At 59.3% G+C, this 16,759-nt stretch carries 14 protein-coding genes; 11 read left to right on the plus strand and 3 right to left on the minus strand.

All coding sequences use genetic code 11. The features are described 5' to 3' along the window. Positions 1 to 65 precede the first annotated feature (65 nt). From F8N49_RS15515 to F8N49_RS15525, 3 genes are read right to left on the minus strand one after another with little or no spacing between them, the layout of a single operon-like run. On the minus strand, positions 66 to 833 hold the full coding sequence (locus F8N49_RS15515) for a TerB family tellurite resistance protein (RefSeq protein WP_056786687.1): 768 nt from the start codon (positions 831 to 833) through the stop codon (positions 66 to 68). 1 nt (position 834) lies between these two features. After that, the gene (gene murU, locus F8N49_RS15520; protein WP_151551859.1) at positions 835 to 1,506 is read right to left on the minus strand and encodes an N-acetylmuramate alpha-1-phosphate uridylyltransferase MurU; all 672 of its coding nucleotides are present in this window, start codon (positions 1,504 to 1,506) and stop codon (positions 835 to 837) included. After that, entirely contained in the window at positions 1,503 to 2,522 is a 1,020-nt protein-coding gene (locus F8N49_RS15525; protein ID WP_122751596.1) for an aminoglycoside phosphotransferase family protein, read from the minus strand. The genes murU and F8N49_RS15525 overlap by 4 nt, the downstream gene beginning before the upstream one ends. A 130-nt stretch (positions 2,523 to 2,652) precedes the next feature. Between F8N49_RS15525 and F8N49_RS15530 the strand changes: the two genes are divergently transcribed. The 11 genes from F8N49_RS15530 to F8N49_RS15580 all read left to right on the plus strand — a co-directional run bounded on the left by F8N49_RS15530 (position 2,653) and on the right by F8N49_RS15580 (position 16,752). After that, positions 2,653 to 5,454 (plus strand): LPS-assembly protein LptD, encoded by a 2,802-nt coding sequence (locus tag F8N49_RS15530; RefSeq protein ID WP_071173769.1) that lies wholly within the window; start codon positions 2,653 to 2,655, stop codon positions 5,452 to 5,454. Continuing rightward, positions 5,429 to 6,751: a peptidylprolyl isomerase SurA gene (gene surA, locus F8N49_RS15535; RefSeq protein WP_178116995.1), complete on the plus strand. Its 1,323-nt coding sequence runs from the start codon at positions 5,429 to 5,431 to the stop codon at positions 6,749 to 6,751. The genes F8N49_RS15530 and surA overlap by 26 nt, the downstream gene beginning before the upstream one ends. Beyond that, entirely contained in the window at positions 6,748 to 7,737 is a 990-nt protein-coding gene (gene pdxA, locus F8N49_RS15540) for a 4-hydroxythreonine-4-phosphate dehydrogenase PdxA (RefSeq protein WP_151551860.1), read from the plus strand. Before surA ends, pdxA begins: the two co-directional genes overlap by 4 nt. After that, positions 7,734 to 8,552: a 16S rRNA (adenine(1518)-N(6)/adenine(1519)-N(6))-dimethyltransferase RsmA gene (gene rsmA / locus F8N49_RS15545; protein WP_151551861.1), complete on the plus strand. Its 819-nt coding sequence runs from the start codon at positions 7,734 to 7,736 to the stop codon at positions 8,550 to 8,552. Before pdxA ends, rsmA begins: the two co-directional genes overlap by 4 nt. A gap of 113 nt (positions 8,553 to 8,665) precedes the next feature. Then, positions 8,666 to 9,046, plus strand: coding sequence for a Co2+/Mg2+ efflux protein ApaG (gene apaG, locus F8N49_RS15550; RefSeq protein ID WP_110646321.1), 381 nt, complete (start codon positions 8,666 to 8,668; stop codon positions 9,044 to 9,046). Beyond that, entirely contained in the window at positions 9,046 to 9,927 is an 882-nt protein-coding gene (locus F8N49_RS15555; RefSeq protein WP_151551862.1) for a symmetrical bis(5'-nucleosyl)-tetraphosphatase, read from the plus strand. Before apaG ends, F8N49_RS15555 begins: the two co-directional genes overlap by 1 nt. 33 nt (positions 9,928 to 9,960) lie before the next feature. After that, positions 9,961 to 10,290 carry a thiosulfate sulfurtransferase GlpE gene (glpE, locus tag F8N49_RS15560; RefSeq protein ID WP_151551863.1) on the plus strand — a complete coding sequence of 110 codons (330 nt, stop codon included), beginning with the start codon at positions 9,961 to 9,963 and terminating at the stop codon, positions 10,288 to 10,290. A 296-nt stretch (positions 10,291 to 10,586) separates the two neighbouring features. Continuing rightward, the gene (locus F8N49_RS15565) at positions 10,587 to 12,509 is read left to right on the plus strand and encodes a PrkA family serine protein kinase (protein WP_016772892.1); all 1,923 of its coding nucleotides are present in this window, start codon (positions 10,587 to 10,589) and stop codon (positions 12,507 to 12,509) included. A gap of 119 nt (positions 12,510 to 12,628) precedes the next feature. Continuing rightward, positions 12,629 to 13,900, plus strand: a complete 1,272-nt coding sequence (locus tag F8N49_RS15570; protein ID WP_039757709.1) for a YeaH/YhbH family protein — start codon at positions 12,629 to 12,631, stop codon at positions 13,898 to 13,900. After that, complete coding sequence (locus tag F8N49_RS15575; protein ID WP_024014545.1) at positions 13,897 to 15,459, plus strand: SpoVR family protein; 1,563 nt, start codon at positions 13,897 to 13,899, stop codon at positions 15,457 to 15,459. The genes F8N49_RS15570 and F8N49_RS15575 overlap by 4 nt, the downstream gene beginning before the upstream one ends. 63 nt (positions 15,460 to 15,522) lie before the next feature. Further along, the gene (locus tag F8N49_RS15580) at positions 15,523 to 16,752 is read left to right on the plus strand and encodes a multifunctional CCA addition/repair protein (RefSeq protein WP_151551864.1); all 1,230 of its coding nucleotides are present in this window, start codon (positions 15,523 to 15,525) and stop codon (positions 16,750 to 16,752) included. Positions 16,753 to 16,759 lie beyond the last annotated feature (7 nt).

Raw genomic sequence — 16,759 nt, forward strand, 5'->3', positions numbered from 1 at the left:
CTACAGGAAAAATGCATTCCAAAGGTAGGAGCTGCCGAAGGCTGCGATCTTTTGATCTTCAAGGGTCAGCGAAAATCCCGTCGCTCGCGAATCAGCGTATAGGCGCTATGCAGTTCCCGCGTACGCTCGGTCGCGTCACGCACCTGCGCCGGGGTCGCGCCGCTGCCGGCGATTTTGTCCGGGTGATGGCGACTGAGCAATCGCCGGTAAGCGCGCTTGATCTGTGCCGGCTCGCTGCTCGCCGACACCCCAAGCAGCTTCATCGCCTCCTGATAGCTCACTGCCGCACTGACGATCGGCCGCTTGCCCGGCTCGTAATCGCTGGCCAGCGCTTGCACCTGCTGCGACGTCCAGCCGAGCCACTTGCCCCACTGCGCCAGCAACTCGCGTTCGCTGACCCCGGCGCGACCATCAGCCCAGACCATTCGCCAACAGGCGCGCAACACGCCTTCAGCCGCATGCGGTTGCGCACTCAAACGACGCAGATAGCCGCGCAGATTGTCGCTGCCGGACTTGCCGCGATTGAATGCAGCAATGGCCCGCCGTGTCGCCGGCTCGCTCATTTCCAGCGCGCGCATTTCGTTGCGCGCCTGCTGGATATGCCCGTCAGTGACGCGCCCGTCGCTCTTGGCCAGACGCCCGAGCAACACGAACAGCAGTTCATCGTTGCGCAGCATCGGCCGGCCGCCGAGCTTTTCGCGCAAGTGTCCCCAGCTCTGCAAGTGCAGGCGCCGATCCAGCGCCTGCCCCAACAACGCCCCAAGCATGGCCCCCGGAATGCTGGCAATCGCGTACCCCACTCCGGCTCCAATCAGAGTCCCTGGCCACAGCATCTCAGCGACTCGCTTCTATCAAGGCTTCGGCTTCGGCCAGACGCTCGTGGGTACCGACATCCACCCAATGCCCCTTCAGGCGCTCGCCCGTCACTTCACCTTTGGCCATGGCGTTGCGTAGCAGCGGCGCGAGCTTGAACGCGCCATCGCTGCAACCATCGAACAACTGCGGATGCAGCACGGCGATGCCGCTGTAGGTCAGCGTCTGCGCATCAGGCTCGCCGTCCTGCACTTTGCCGTCGATGAGAGTGAAGTCGCCTTTCGGGTGATGCGGCGGATTGTCCGCCAGCACCAGATGCGCCAGGCCATTGATCGGCTGGTGCAGCACGCTGAAGTCGTAATCGGTCCAGATGTCGCCGTTGACCACCAGAAACGCATCGTCACCAAGTAACGGCAGCGCGCGGAAAATCCCGCCACCGGTTTCCAGTGGCTCGCCTTCCGGCGAGTACTGGATGCTCAGCCCGAAACGCGAACCGTCGCCGAGATGATCCTCGATCTGCTGACCGAGCCAGGCGTGGTTGATGACAATTTCGTTGAAGCCTGCGGCCGCGAGGGCGCGCAGGTGATACTCGATCAGCGGCACGCCAGCGGCACGCACCAGCGGTTTCGGCGTGGTCAGGGTCAGCGGGCGCATGCGCTCGCCTTTGCCTGCGGCCAGGATCATTGCCTTCATGCCGTCGCTCCAGCACGCAAGCTGCTGAACAGCGCTTGCAGCTCCGCCAGTTCGGGACGGCGGGCGATCACCGCTTCTATATAAGAGAAGAAGCGCGGCACGTCGGCCAGATAACGCGGCTTGCCATCGCGGTGGCAGATGCGCGCAAAGATGCCGATGACTTTCAGGTGGCGCTGCACGCCCATCAGGTCGCTGGCACGCAGGAAGTCTTCGAAATCCGCCTGCACCGGAATATCCAGCGCCGAGGCCTGCTGCCAATAACTTTCCAGCCAGCCGCGCACGCGTTCTTCCGGCCAGCTGAGGAAAGCATCCTTGAACAGGCAGGTCACGTCGTAGGTCACCGGGCCGTAAACCGCGTCCTGGAAGTCCAGCACGCCAGGGCTGGGCTCGCTGAGCATCAGGTTGCGCGGCATGTAGTCGCGGTGCACCAGCACTTTCGGCTGCGCCAGCGCGCTGTCGATCAGCAACTCGCTGATGTGCTGCCATTGTTGCTGCTGGGCCGCATCGAACTCGACGCCCAGCTCGCGCTTGACGTACCACTCGGGGAACAACTCAAGCTCACGACGCAATAGGGCGACGTCGTAACTGGGCAACGGCGCAACCATCGGCAACTGTTGAAAAGCCAACAGCGCTTGCAGGGCATCGTGGAATAACGCGTCGGCATTTTCGCCATCGATGACGTCGAGATAGGTCTTGTTGCCCAGGTCATTGAGCAAAAGAAAGCCGCGCTCGAGGTCTTCGGCGTAAATTTTCGGCACATTAATTCCGGATTTCGCCAGCAAAAAAGCGATATCCACGAACGGTTTGCAGTTTTCCTGGGGCGGCGGCGCGTCCATCACGACGAAGCTGCGACCATCGCCCTCCCAGCGGAAGTAGCGGCGGAAACTCGCGTCGCTGCTGGCCGCGGTCAACGTGGCCGGGGGCACGGTGCCCCAGCCCTGCTCGGCAAACAGCTTTGCCAACTGCTCATCGAGCCAAACTTTCAGGTGTTGCAAGCGTACATCTTGGTCAGGCATTGCAAGGGTCTCCGACGGCGCTAGCCGTCAAGCGGGTCATGCTTTATTATCCAGCATCTTTTTCAGACCATCGAGAGGCGTGCGGCCCACACCGCGGGCAGATGGCACGCAGGAAGCCCGGACTAATAAGATGGCATTGAAATCCCCCGCGTTTCGTAAAAAATTTCCGTTGTTGGTAACCGGCAGTCTGCTGGCTATGCAACCTCTGGCCAGTCAATTCGTTGTTGCCGCCGAGCAGTATGACTGCTCCGTCTCGGCTACGGGTGGCTGGGACTGTGCGCCCAAGTCGCCCGCCGCGGCATTGCCGCCGCGTCCGGTGCATGACGGCAGTGCCGTCAGCGCTGCCGGCGAGCCTGCGGCTGACAAGGGTTCCGACGCCGACACTGGCGCGAAAACCGCACTGGTCACCGAGTCCAAGGGCCGCGGTCTGAAATCCCGTAGCGAAGACTACAGTCACCTCGACTGGGTGCCGCGCGAGAAACTCACCGCTGCGCAATTGGCCGAGACCGGGCCTTACTGCTCTGGTTCCTATATCGAACCGATTCGTCCTGGCATGAATGACAAGACGAATAAAAGTGACGCGCCGACCTTCATCGGTGCCAAAGCGTCGCGTTACGAGCAGGACACACAAGTAGCCAGCCTCGCCGGTGACGTGATCATGCGTCAGGGCAGCATGCAGGTCGAAGCCGACGAGGCCAACCTGTATCAGGCCGAGAGCCGCGGCGAACTGGCCGGCAACGTGCGTATCCGCGACAACGGCGCGCTGATCGTCGGCGACCACGCCGATGTGCAGCTCGACACCGGTGAAGCCAAGGTCGACAACGCCGAATATGTGATGCACAAATCGCGCATCCGCGGTAACGCGCTGTACGCCAAGCGTGCTGAAAACGCGATCATCCGCTTGAAGGACGGCACGTACACCACGTGCGAACCGAACAGCAACGCCTGGCAGCTCAAGGGCAACAACATCACCTTGAACCCGGCCACCGGTTTCGGTACCGCAACCAACGTGACATTGCGCGTCAAAGACATCCCGATTCTGTACACCCCGTACATCTACTTCCCGATCGACGACCGTCGCCAATCAGGCTTCCTGCCGCCGACCATCGGTTCGGGCAGCGACACCGGCTTCATGCTGGTTACTCCGTACTACTTCAACCTGGCGCCAAACTACGACGCCACGTTGTACCCGCGCTACATGAGCAAGCGCGGCATGTTGGTGGAAGGTGAATTCCGTTACCTGACCAAGTCGAGTGAAGGGCAGTTCGGTGCCTCGTACCTCAACGACGAGAACGACGATCGCAAGCGCCAGTCCGACTACAACGAGACTCGCTACATGTACAACTGGCAGCACAAGGGCGGTCTCGATTCCCGCGTGCTGACCCAGGTTGACTACACCAAGATCAGCGATCCGTATTACTTCCAGGACCTGCAAACCGACCAGATCGGCGTCAAGAGCGACGACTTCGTCAACCAGCAGGGCTCGGTCACTTATCGTGGCGACAGCTACACCGCACGCCTCAACGCTCAGCAGTATCAACTGGCGACAGTTTCGAACATCACACCGTATGGCCGTCTGCCGCAGATCACCTTCAATGGTCAGCTGCCGTATCACCCGGAAGGTCTGAATTTCGATTACGAGACCGAGTTGGTTCGCTTTGATCGCGACCTGCGTAGCGGCACGTTTGTACAGGAAGACGGCATCACTACCGAGTCGCGCCTGGACAACAACATCACTGGCCTGGCTCGCGCCAACGGCGATCGTTTGAATCTGAAGCCGGGCGTCAGCCTGCCGATGAACTGGACGTATGGCTTCCTCAAGCCATCGCTGAAGTACCAGTACACGCAATATCAGCTGGATCTGGATAACACCGGTAAATCGCAGATCGATGCACTGTCGCCGGAAAACCAGAAACTCTACGGCAAGTTCGACAGCAACCAGAACCGTGGCGTACCGATCGCCAGTATCGACAGCGGCCTGTACTTCGACCGCGACACCTCTTACTTCGGAAAGAACTACCGCCAGACTCTGGAGCCGCGCCTGTTCTATCTCTATGTTCCAGAGACAGATCAGGAAGACATTCCAGTATTCGACACCAGCGAGTACACCTTCAACTACTCGTCGCTGTTCCGCGACAACCGCTTCTCCGGCGCCGACCGTGTCGGCGACGAGAACAAACTATCGCTGGGCGTTACCAGTCGCTGGATCGAAGAAAACGGATTTGAACGTCAGCGCATCAGCGTGGGCCAGGCTTACTACTTCAAGAATCGAGAAGTGCAATTGCCTGGTATCGATGCGAAAACTCGTGAAGACTCCAAATCCAGTGTCTCGCCGTACGCGCTGGAATATGAATACCGCTGGAACCGTGACTGGCGCGCCACTGCCGATTACAACTGGGACCCGGACAGCCGCAGCCCACGCTCCGGCAGTGCGATGTTCCATTATCAGCCGGCTGACAACCCGAACAAAGTCATCAACGCCGGCTATCGCTATCGCAATGACCAGATACGTTACGATCAAAACACTGGTCAGTGGTCGGTGGGCGGTGGCGACTACGGCACCCCTGGCCAACCTGGCTACGTGAAGGACTACTACAAGATCCAGCAGCATGATTTCTCGGTCATCTGGCCGATCGTTCCGCAGTGGAACGCTATCAGCCGCTGGCAGTACGACTACAACCGCAATCGCACGCTGGAAGCTTTCGGTGGTTTCGAATACGACAACTGCTGCTGGAAACTGCGCCTGATCAACCGTTACTGGGTTTCCTATGACGAGTTCAGCCAGGAAGCTCCGCAAAACGAAAAAGGCGACCATGGCGTCTTCCTCCAAATTGTTCTGAAGGGACTCGGCGGCCTGACTGGCGCCAAGGTAGAGAGCTTCCTCGACAAAGGCATTCAAGGTTATCGTGAACGTGAAGACCAAGCTTTCTGATTGTCTGCGCCCGGTGCTGCTGGGCGCGTTGTTCTTGGGTACGGCGGCCAACGCCGCCGTACAGTCCATCGATAAAGTGGTGGCGATCGTCGATAACGACGTGGTCATGCAGAGCCAACTGGACCAGCGCGTTCACGAAGTTCAGCAGACCATCGCCAAGCGCGGTGGCGGCCTGCCGCCTCCGGGCGTGCTCGATCAGCAAGTGCTCGAGCGCCTGATCGTCGAAAACCTGCAACTGCAGATCGGCGAACGTTCCGGCATCCGCATTACTGACGAAGAGCTGAACCAGGCTGTCGGCACCATCGCCCAACGCAACAACATGACTGTTGATCAGTTCCGTGCTGCGCTGGCTCGCGATGGCCTGAACTATGACGACGCCCGTGATCAGATCAAGCGCGAGATGATCATCAGCCGTGTGCGTCAGCGTCGCGTGGCAGAACGCATTCAGGTGTCCGAGCAGGAAGTGAAAAACTTCCTCGCCTCTGACCTCGGCAAGATGCAACTGTCCGAAGAACTGCACCTGGCCAACATCCTGATTCCGACCCCGGAAAGCGCCAACTCTGAAGCGATTCAGAGCGCTTATCGTCAGGCCATGGATGTTTACCAGCAGCTCAAGCAAGGCGCTGACTTCGGTCAGATGGCCGTGGCCAGATCCGGCAGCGACAACGCGCTGGAAGGCGGCGAGATGGGCTGGCGTAAAGCCGCGCAACTGCCACCGCCGTTCGATCGTGAATTGAGCAGCATGGCCGTTGGCGACATTACTCAGCCTGCGCGTACACCGGGCGGCTTCATCATTCTGAAGCTGCTGGGCAAACGTGGCGGCGAAGCGCAGATGCGCGACGAAGTGCATGTGCGTCACATCCTGGTCAAGCCGAGCCCGATCCGCGACGAAGCCAAGACCAAGGCACTGGTGCAATCGTTGTATGACCGCATCACCGCCGGCGAAGACTTTGCCGAACTGGCGAAAAACTATTCGGAAGATCCGGGTTCCGCCCTTAACGGTGGCGACCTGAACTGGATCGACCCGAACGTGCTGGTACCGGAATTCCGCGAAGTGATGGCTTCGACCCCGCAAGGTCAGCTGTCCAAGCCATTCCAGACCCAATACGGCTGGCACGTGCTGGAAGTCCTTGGCCGTCGCGCCACTGACGGCACGGAACAGGCCCGTGAGCAGCAAGCGATGTCCGTACTGCGTAACCGCAAATACGACGAAGAGCTGCAGACCTGGCTGCGTCAGATCCGTGACGAAGCATATGTAGAGATCAAACTTCCTGGTGCAGACCAGGCAGCGCAGTGAAACCCAAGCGTTTCGCGCTGACACCCGGCGAACCGGCCGGCATCGGTCCCGACCTGTGCCTGCTGCTCGCCTCGCAAGCCCAGCCACACCCCCTGATTGCCATCACCAGCCGCGACCTGCTCCTTGAGCGGGCCGCGCAGCTGGGGCTGGCCGTCAGTCTGCTGGATGTGGCGCCGGGGCAGTGGCCAGATGTTCCAGCACCGGCCAACAGCCTGTACGTCTGGGACACGCCGCTCAGCGCACCGGTAGTCCCCGGGCAACTGGACAAGGCCAACGCGGCGTTCGTCCTCGAAACCTTGACCCGCGCCGGCAACGGCTGCCTGAACGGCGATTTCGTCGGGATGATCACTGCGCCGGTGCACAAAGGTGTGATCAACGAGTCGGGCATAGCGTTCTCTGGACACACTGAGTTTCTCGCCGACCTGACGCACACCGCGCAAGTAGTGATGATGCTGGCCACTCGCGGTTTGCGCGTGGCGCTGGTCACCACGCATCTGCCTCTGCGCGAGATTGCCGACGCGATCACCCCGGAACGGCTGGAGCGCGTCACGCGAATCCTGCACGCCGACCTGCAAGACAAATTCGGCATCGCCCGGCCCCGCATCCTGGTCTGCGGCCTCAACCCGCACGCCGGTGAAGGCGGCCACCTGGGCCATGAAGAAATCGACATCATCGAACCGACATTAGAGCGCCTGCGCGGCGAGGGCATGGACCTTCGTGGCCCGCTGCCTGCCGACACTCTGTTTACCCCCAAATATCTGGAGCACTGCGACGCAGTGCTGGCGATGTACCACGACCAGGGCTTGCCCGTGCTCAAGTACAAAGGCTTCGGCGCTGCCGTCAACGTGACGCTGGGCCTGCCGATCATCCGCACCTCGGTCGACCATGGCACCGCCCTGGATCTGGCCGGCAGCGGCAGAATCGACACCGGCAGCCTGCAAGTCGCCCTGGAAACCGCCTACCAGATGGCCGAGACCCGTTTATGAACGAGCAATACCAACACAAGGCGCGCAAACGCTTTGGTCAGAACTTCCTCCGCGATGCCGGCGTTATCGACCGCATTCTGCGCTCCATCCACGCCAAGCCTGACGACCGCCTGCTGGAAATCGGCCCCGGTCAGGGTGCGCTGACCCAAGGTTTGCTGGGCTCCGGCGCGCAACTCGACGTAGTGGAGCTGGACAAGGATCTGATCCCGATCCTCAACCAGCAGTTTGCCGGCATGAGCAATTTCAACCTGCATCAGGGCGATGCGCTGAAGTTCGACTTCAATACGCTGAATGCCGCGCCGAACAGCCTGCGGGTGGTTGGCAACCTGCCGTACAACATCTCCACGCCGCTGATTTTTCACCTGCTGAACAACGCCGGCATCATTCGTGACATGCACTTCATGTTGCAGAAAGAAGTGGTCGAGCGCCTGGCCGCAGGCCCGGGTGGCGGTGACTGGGGTCGTCTGTCGATCATGGTTCAGTACCATTGCCGCGTGGAACATCTGTTCAACGTCGGCCCAGGCGCATTCAATCCACCGCCGAAAGTCGACTCAGCAATCGTTCGTCTGGTGCCGCACACGGTTCTGCCGCACCCGGCCAAGGATCACAAGTTGCTGGAGCGCGTGGTACGCGAAGCCTTCAATCAGCGCCGCAAAACCTTGCGCAATACCCTCAAGCAATTGCTCAGCAACGCCGAGATCGAAGCCGCTGGCGTTGATGGCAGCCTGCGTCCCGAGCAACTGGATCTAGCCACATTCGTGCGCCTGGCCGACCAGCTCGCGATACAGGTCCCGGCAGCTCCCGCCGCCGACTGACCCGCGATGAACGCTATCGGGCAGCACACCACTCTGGTTTACTGCCCGATACTTGCCTAGACTGATTCCCCATCAGCTACGCCCCGCGTTCCGCTTCGTTAAGGCCCTCTTGCATGTCCGATTCCCGTTATCAGGTCGATGTCAGCGTCGTCACCCATTATCTGGCAGACCAATCGCAACCCGAGCACGACCGTTTCGCCTTCGCCTACACCATCACCGTACAGAACAACGGCGAGATTGCGGCCAAGCTTCTGTCCCGGCACTGGGTGATTACCGATGGTGACGGCCATGTCGAACACGTGCGCGGTGAGGGCGTCGTCGGCCAGCAACCGTTGATCGATGCAGGCAAGAGCCACACATATACCAGCGGCACGGTGATGACCACCAAGGTCGGCACCATGCAGGGCACTTATCAAATGCTCGCCGATGACGGCAAACATTTCGATGCCGTCATCAAACCGTTTCGCCTCGCCGTACCCGGAGCCCTGCACTGATGACGACTTACGCCGTCGGTGACCTGCAAGGCTGCCTCGAACCGCTCAAGTGCCTGCTCAAGCAAGTTGCCTTCGACCCGGTGCTGGATCGGCTATGGCTGGTCGGCGATCTGGTCAACCGTGGTCCGCAGTCGCTGGAAACCCTGCGCTTTCTCCATGGCATGCGTGAATCGCTGGTCTGCGTGCTCGGCAATCACGACCTGCACCTGCTGGCCGCCGCGAAGAAAATCGAGCGCTTGAAGAAAAGCGACACCTTGCGCGAAATCATCGAGGCCCCCGACGGCCCGCAATTGATGGAATGGCTGCGCCAGCAGAAGCTGATGCATTACGACGAAACACGCGATGTTGCGATGGTCCATGCTGGCATCCCGCCGCAATGGTCGCTGCGCCGTGCGTTGAAGTGCGCCGCCGAAGTCGAGACCGCCCTGCGTGACGACAACGTGTTCCCCGCCTACCTTGACGGCATGTACGGCAACGAACCGGCGAGATGGGACAACGACCTCAAAGGCATTGATCGCCTGCGGGTGATCACTAATTATTTCACACGCATGCGCTTTTGCACCGCCGAGGGCAAGCTCGACCTCAAAAGCAAGGAAGGCCTCGACAGCGCCCCACCCGGCTACAAGCCGTGGTTTCAGCACAAGGAGCGCAAGACCAAAGGCCTGCGCATCATCTTCGGTCACTGGGCTGCACTCGAGGGCAATATCCACGAGCCGGGCATTTCCGCGCTGGACACCGGATGCGTATGGGGCGGCAGCCTGACGCTGATGAACGTCGACAGCGGCGAACGCCTGCCATGCAAATGCGACGAGCACGGCGGGCTCGCGCACACGGTTGCACCACTTATCCCCGAACCTTCGCCAGTCGACGCGCCGCGTTAGACTGCACTTTCAGTTGAGCTACAGGAACCCGCCATGAGCGAATTCAAACGAATCCCCCCGGAACAGGCGCAGGCCCTGCGTGAACAAGGCGCCGTTGTGGTCGACGTTCGCGACCCGGCGACCTTTGCCGCGCTGCATATCAGCGGTTCGAAGCATCTCGACAACCATTCGCTGCACGCTTTCATTCAAGGCGCCGATCTTGATGCACCGACCGTCGTGGTCTGCTATCACGGCAATTCCAGTCGGGGCGCAGCCGCCTATCTGGCCAGCCAAGGCTTCTCCGACGTTTACAGCATGGACGGCGGCTTTGAGCTGTGGCGTACGACTTATCCGTCGGAAACCGCGCAAGGCAGCGCCGAATAATTTTTTTGCGCAGCGCAGGCCCCGGCTGCCGTGGGCCTGCGCGCGGCAGACGAACGGTCTGCCACAACTAATTACGTATCTCGCCTTTACCTCTCGAATTCCCAACTATCCTTAAGCGCAGGCCATCCAAATCAGGGGAGAGCCGGTACACCGGCGCGCGGATCATCGGGAGTAGCTTTCGCGGTTTGTCGACCGTGGGAGAATTCTGGGGGGTAAACAGCAGCTGCCACAGCGACTGCTGCCAGCATCGACTGAGTGATCCGGCGTCGGCTCCACGTATCGAGCGAGGTGACGTCATGAGTATCTTTAGCCACTTCCAACAACGCTTCGAATCCACACGCCAGGAAGAACTCTCTCTGCAGGAGTACCTGGAGCTGTGCAAAAACGATCGCAGCGCCTACGTTTCCGCCGCCGAGCGTCTATTGATGGCGATCGGCGAACCGGAACTGCTCGACACTTCGACCAATTCGAGGCTGTCGCGCATCTTCTCCAACAAGGTGATCCGCCGCTATCCGGCCTTTGAAGACTTCCACGGGATGGAAGAATGCATCGACCAGATCGTCTCGTATTTCCGCCACGCTGCCCAAGGCCTGGAAGAGAAGAAACAGATTCTTTATCTGCTCGGCCCCGTCGGTGGCGGTAAATCGTCCCTGGCCGAGAAGCTGAAACAGCTGATGGAGAAGGTACCTTTCTACGCCATCAAAGGCTCGCCGGTCTTCGAATCACCTCTGGGTCTGTTCAACGCCACTGAAGATGGCGCGATCCTTGAGGAAGATTTCGGCATTCCACGACGCTACCTGAACACCATCATGTCGCCTTGGGCGACCAAACGCCTGGCCGAATTCGGCGGCGACATCAGTCAGTTCCGCGTGGTCAAGCTGTATCCGTCGATCCTAAATCAGATTGCCGTGGCCAAGACCGAACCCGGTGACGAGAACAACCAGGACATCTCGGCGCTGGTCGGCAAGGTCGATATCCGCAAACTCGAAGAATTCCCGCAGAACGACGCTGACGCCTACAGCTACTCCGGTGCGCTGTGCCGAGCCAACCAGGGCTTGATGGAATTCGTCGAAATGTTCAAGGCGCCGATCAAGGTGCTGCACCCATTGCTGACCGCTACTCAGGAGGGCAACTACAACAGTACCGAAGGCCTCGGCGCGATTCCCTTCACCGGCATCCTGCTGGCTCACTCCAACGAGTCGGAGTGGCACACCTTCCGCAACAACAAGAACAACGAGGCGTTCATCGACCGGATCTACATCGTCAAAGTGCCGTACTGCCTGCGCGTCAGCGATGAAGTGAAGATCTACGACAAACTCCTGTTCAACAGTTCCTTGTCCAAGGCGCACTGCGCACCGGACACCTTGAAAATGCTTGCGCAATTCACCGTGCTGTCGCGCCTCAAGGAGCCAGAAAACTCCAACATCTATTCGAAGATGCGCGTCTACGACGGTGAAAACCTCAAGGACACTGATCCGAAGGCCAAATCGATTCAGGAGTATCGCGATTCGGCCGGTGTCGACGAAGGCATGAACGGCCTGTCGACCCGCTTCGCCTTCAAGATCCTCTCCAAGGTGTTCAACTTCGATCCACATGAAATCGCCGCCAACCCGGTGCACCTGCTCTATGTGCTGGAGCAGCAGATCGAACAGGAACAGTTCCAGGCCGAAACCCGCGAACGCTACCTGCGCTATCTGAAGGAATACCTGGCGCCGCGCTACATCGAGTTCATCGGCAAGGAAATCCAGACCGCTTATCTGGAGTCCTACAGCGAATACGGTCAGAACATCTTCGACCGCTACGTGCTGTACGCGGATTTCTGGATTCAGGATCAGGAGTATCGCGACCCGGAAACCGGCGAGATTCTCAACCGCGTGGCGCTGAACGAAGAACTGGAGAAAATCGAGAAACCGGCCGGGATCAGCAATCCGAAGGATTTCCGCAACGAAATCGTCAACTTCGTCCTGCGCGCCCGGGCCAACAACAACGGCAAGAACCCGACCTGGCTCAGCTACGAAAAACTGCGGGTGGTCATCGAGAAGAAAATGTTCTCCAACACCGAAGACCTGCTGCCCGTCATCAGCTTCAACGCCAAGGCCAGCAAGGAGGATCAGCAGAAACACAACGACTTCGTTACGCGAATGGTTGAACGTGGCTACACCGATAAACAGGTACGCCTGCTGTCCGAATGGTACCTGCGGGTCCGCAAGTCGCAGTGAGGCAGCTGCAAGCTATAAGCCACAAGCTGCAAGAACAAAGCGCGTGAACCTGAAAACACGGGCATTCGCTTCTACTTGCAGCTTGCAGCTCAAAACTTGAAGCTCCCCGGAGGGGCCTTATGAGCTATGTGATCGACCGACGCCTCAATGGCAAGAACAAGAGCACGGTAAACCGCCAGCGTTTTCTGCGGCGTTACCGTGACCACATCAAGAAGGCTGTCGAAGAGGCAGTCAGTCGCCGCTCCATTACCGATATGGAGCACGGTGAACAGATCAGCATTCCCGGCCGCGATATCGACGAGCCGGTGCTTCATCATGGACGCGGCGGCAAGCAGACCGTGGTGCATCCCGGTAACAAAGAGTTCACGGCCGGTGAACATATCGCTCGTCCACCGGGAGGCGGCGGTGGGCGCGGCCCGGGCAAGGCGGGCAATTCCGGCGAAGGCATGGACGAGTTCGTCTTCCAGATCACTCAGGAAGAATTCCTTGAGTTCATGTTCGAAGACCTTGAATTGCCGAATCTGGTCAAACGCAACCTGACCGGCACCGACACGTTCAAAACCGTCCGCGCCGGGATCAGCAACGAAGGTAACCCTTCACGCATCAATATCATCCGCACCCTGCGCTCAGCACATGCACGTCGTATTGCTCTGTCCGGCAGCAGCCGCGCAAAGCTTCGTGAAGCCAAGGAAGAGCTGGCACGGCTCAAGCGCGAAGAGCCGGACAACTTCGGCGATATTCAGGAACTCGAGGCTGAAATCGAGAAACTCAGCGCACGCATTCACCGCGTGCCGTTCCTAGATACCTTCGACTTGAAATACAACCTGCTGGTCAAGCAACCCAACCCCAGTTCCAAAGCAGTGATGTTCTGCCTGATGGACGTTTCCGGTTCGATGACGCAGGCGACCAAGGACATCGCCAAGCGCTTCTTCATCCTGCTGTACCTTTTCCTCAAGCGTAACTACGACAAGATCGACGTGGTGTTCATCCGTCACCACACCAGCGCCCGGGAAGTGGACGAAGAGGAGTTTTTCTATTCTCGTGAGACCGGCGGCACCATTGTTTCCAGCGCCCTGAAGCTGATGCAGGAAATCATGGCCGAGCGCTATCCGAGCAACGAGTGGAACATCTACGCCGCTCAGGCCTCCGACGGCGACAACTGGAACGACGATTCGCCGATCTGCCGTGACATCCTGATCAACCAGATCATGCCGTTTGTGCAGTACTACACTTACGTGGAGATCACCCCGCGCGAACATCAGGCCTTGTGGTACGAGTACGAACGCATCGCCGAAGCCTTCTCTGACACGTTTGCCCAGCAGCAACTGGTCTCGGCCGGAGATATCTATCCGGTCTTCCGTGAACTCTTCCAGCGCAGGTTAGTGACATGACCGCCAAAGAGCAGAAGCGCCAACCCATTTCCACCGGCTCCGAATGGACATTCGAGCTGATCCAGACCTACGACCGCGAAATCGCCCGGATCGCGGCCCGTTATGCACTGGACACCTATCCCAATCAGATCGAAGTGATCACCGCCGAGCAGATGATGGACGCCTATGCCTCGGTGGGCATGCCGCTGGGCTATCACCACTGGTCCTACGGCAAACACTTCCTCAGCACAGAGAAATCCTACAGTCGCGGGCAGATGGGCCTTGCTTACGAGATCGTGATCAACTCCGATCCGTGCATTGCCTATCTGATGGAAGAAAACACCATCTGCATGCAGGCGCTGGTGGTGGCCCATGCCTGCTATGGCCACAACAGCTTCTTCAAGGGCAACTACCTGTTCCGCACCTGGACCGATGCCAGTTCGATCATTGATTACCTGGTGTTCGCCAAGCAGTACATCATGCAGTGCGAAGAACGCCACGGCATCGACGCCGTGGAAGATCTGCTCGATTCCTGCCATGCCTTGATGAATTACGGCGTCGACCGCTACAAGCGTCCGTATCCGATCTCCGCCGAAGAAGAGCGCCGGCGGCAAAAGGACCGTGAAGAGCACATGCAGAAGCAGATCAATGATCTGTGGCGCACCATTCCCAAAGGCGCGGACAAATACAGCGACAAGGACAACGCCCGTTTCCCGGCCGAACCACAGGAAAACATCCTCTATTTCATCGAGAAACACGCGCCACTGCTGGAACCCTGGCAACGCGAAATCGTGCGCATCGTGCGCAAGATCGCCCAGTATTTCTATCCACAGCGCCAGACCCAGGTGATGAACGAAGGCTGGGCAACGTTCTGGCATTACACGCTGATGAATGATTTGTACGACGAAGGCCTGGTCACCGACGGCTTCATGATGGAATTCCTCACCTCGCACACCAGCGTGGTATTCCAACCGGGTTTCGACAGTCCGTACTACAGCGGCATCAACCCCTATGCGTTGGGCTTCGCCATGTACCGCGACATTCGGCGCATGTGCGAAGAGCCTACCGAGGAGGATCGCCGCTGGTTCCCGGACATCGCCGGTTCCGACTGGCTGTCGACCATCAAGTTCGCCATGAGCAGTTTCAAGGATGAGAGCTTCATCCTGCAGTACCTGTCGCCGAAGGTGATCCGCGATCTGAAGCTGTTCAGCATTCTCGATGACGACCAGAAAGACGACCTGCTGGTGCCGGCCATCCATGACGAGGGCGGCTACCGGATCATCCGTGAAACCCTGGCAGCGCAGTACAACCTCGGCAATCGTGAGCCGAACGTGCAGATCTACAGCATCGATCGGCGCGGTGATCGCTCGCTGACCCTGCGCCATCAGCAGCACGACCGCAAACCCTTGGGCGACTCCACCGAGGAAGTGCTCAAGCACCTGCACCGGCTCTGGGGCTTCGACATTCATCTGGAAACCCTGCAAGGCGACCAGATCATGAAAACCCATCACGTGCCGCCACGCAGTGAACACAGCGAGGGCGATTACGGCCGGCTCGATCTGGCCGTGATTCATCTTTGATCCGGTTCTGGCCTCCGAAAGTCTGACGCAAGGGTTATCCTGTCGGACTGACGGAGGTTTTTTATGCAGGTTTACAAGGTTGGCGGCGCAGTACGCGATCGCCTGTTGGGATTGCCGGTCACTGACATCGACCGAGTCGTGGTTGGTGCGACCACTGAAGAAATGCTCGCCCAGGGGTTTCGCCCGGTTGGCGCGGATTTCCCGGTGTTTCTGCACCCGAAAACCGGTGAGGAATATGCCCTCGCCCGCACGGAGCGCAAAAGCGGTCGCGGTTACGGCGGTTTCACTTTCTACGCAAGTCCCGAAGTCACGCTCGAAGAAGACCTGATTCGACGCGACCTGACGATCAATGCCATGGCCGAGGACGATCAGCTCAACCTGACCGATCCGTATCATGGTCAACGCGACCTCGAAGCACGAATCCTGCGCCATGTATCCCCGGCATTCGCCGAAGATCCGCTCCGTGTCCTGCGTGTTGCCCGTTTTGCTGCGCGCTACGCAGGATTGGGCTTTACGGTCGCCGATGAGACCATGGACTTGATGCGCCAGCTCAGTGAGTCCGGCGAACTACAAGCGCTGACTGCCGAACGTAGCTGGAAGGAGATTTCTCGAGCATTGATGGAAGACCACCCGCAGGTGTTCATCCAGGTCTTGCGCGACTGTGGCGCACTCAAAGAGCTAATGCCGGAAGTCGACGCCTTGTTCGGCGTGCCGCAGCCAGAGACCCATCACCCGGAAATCGACACCGGCCTGCACGCTCTGAGCGTGCTGGAGCAATCATCCCTGCACAAACAACCACTGACAGTGCGCTGGGCCTGCCTGCTGCACGACTTGGGCAAAGGCCTGACGCCGGAAGAAGAATGGCCCAGGCATATCGCCCATGAGCACACCGGGCTGAAGCTGATCAAAGCGGTCAACGAGCGCTTCAAAGTCCCCAAAGACTGTCAGGAACTGGCGCTGCTGGTCGGGCAATACCACACCCATGGGCACCGGGCGCTGGAGCTGAAAGCCTCGACGCTGCTGGAGTTGCTGCAGAGTTTCGATATCTATCGCCGGCCGCAACGATTCGAAGAGTTTATCGCCGCGTGCGAGATGGATGCCCGTGGCCGCAAGGGCCTGGAGCAGCGCAGTTATCCACAGGCAGATTATTTGCGCGGAGCGGCGAAAGCTGCACGAGAAGTGGCGGTGCAGCCGTTGCTGGAGCAGGGATTCAAGGGGCCTGAACTGGGCGAAGCGCTGAAGCGGGAACGACTGAAGGCGTTGAAAGCCTACAAAGAGGCGGCGACGGCCTGATAAAAAA

The organism is Pseudomonas sp. GXM4, from assembly GCF_008923895.1.
Taxonomy (GTDB): domain Bacteria; phylum Pseudomonadota; class Gammaproteobacteria; order Pseudomonadales; family Pseudomonadaceae; genus Aquipseudomonas; species Aquipseudomonas atacamensis.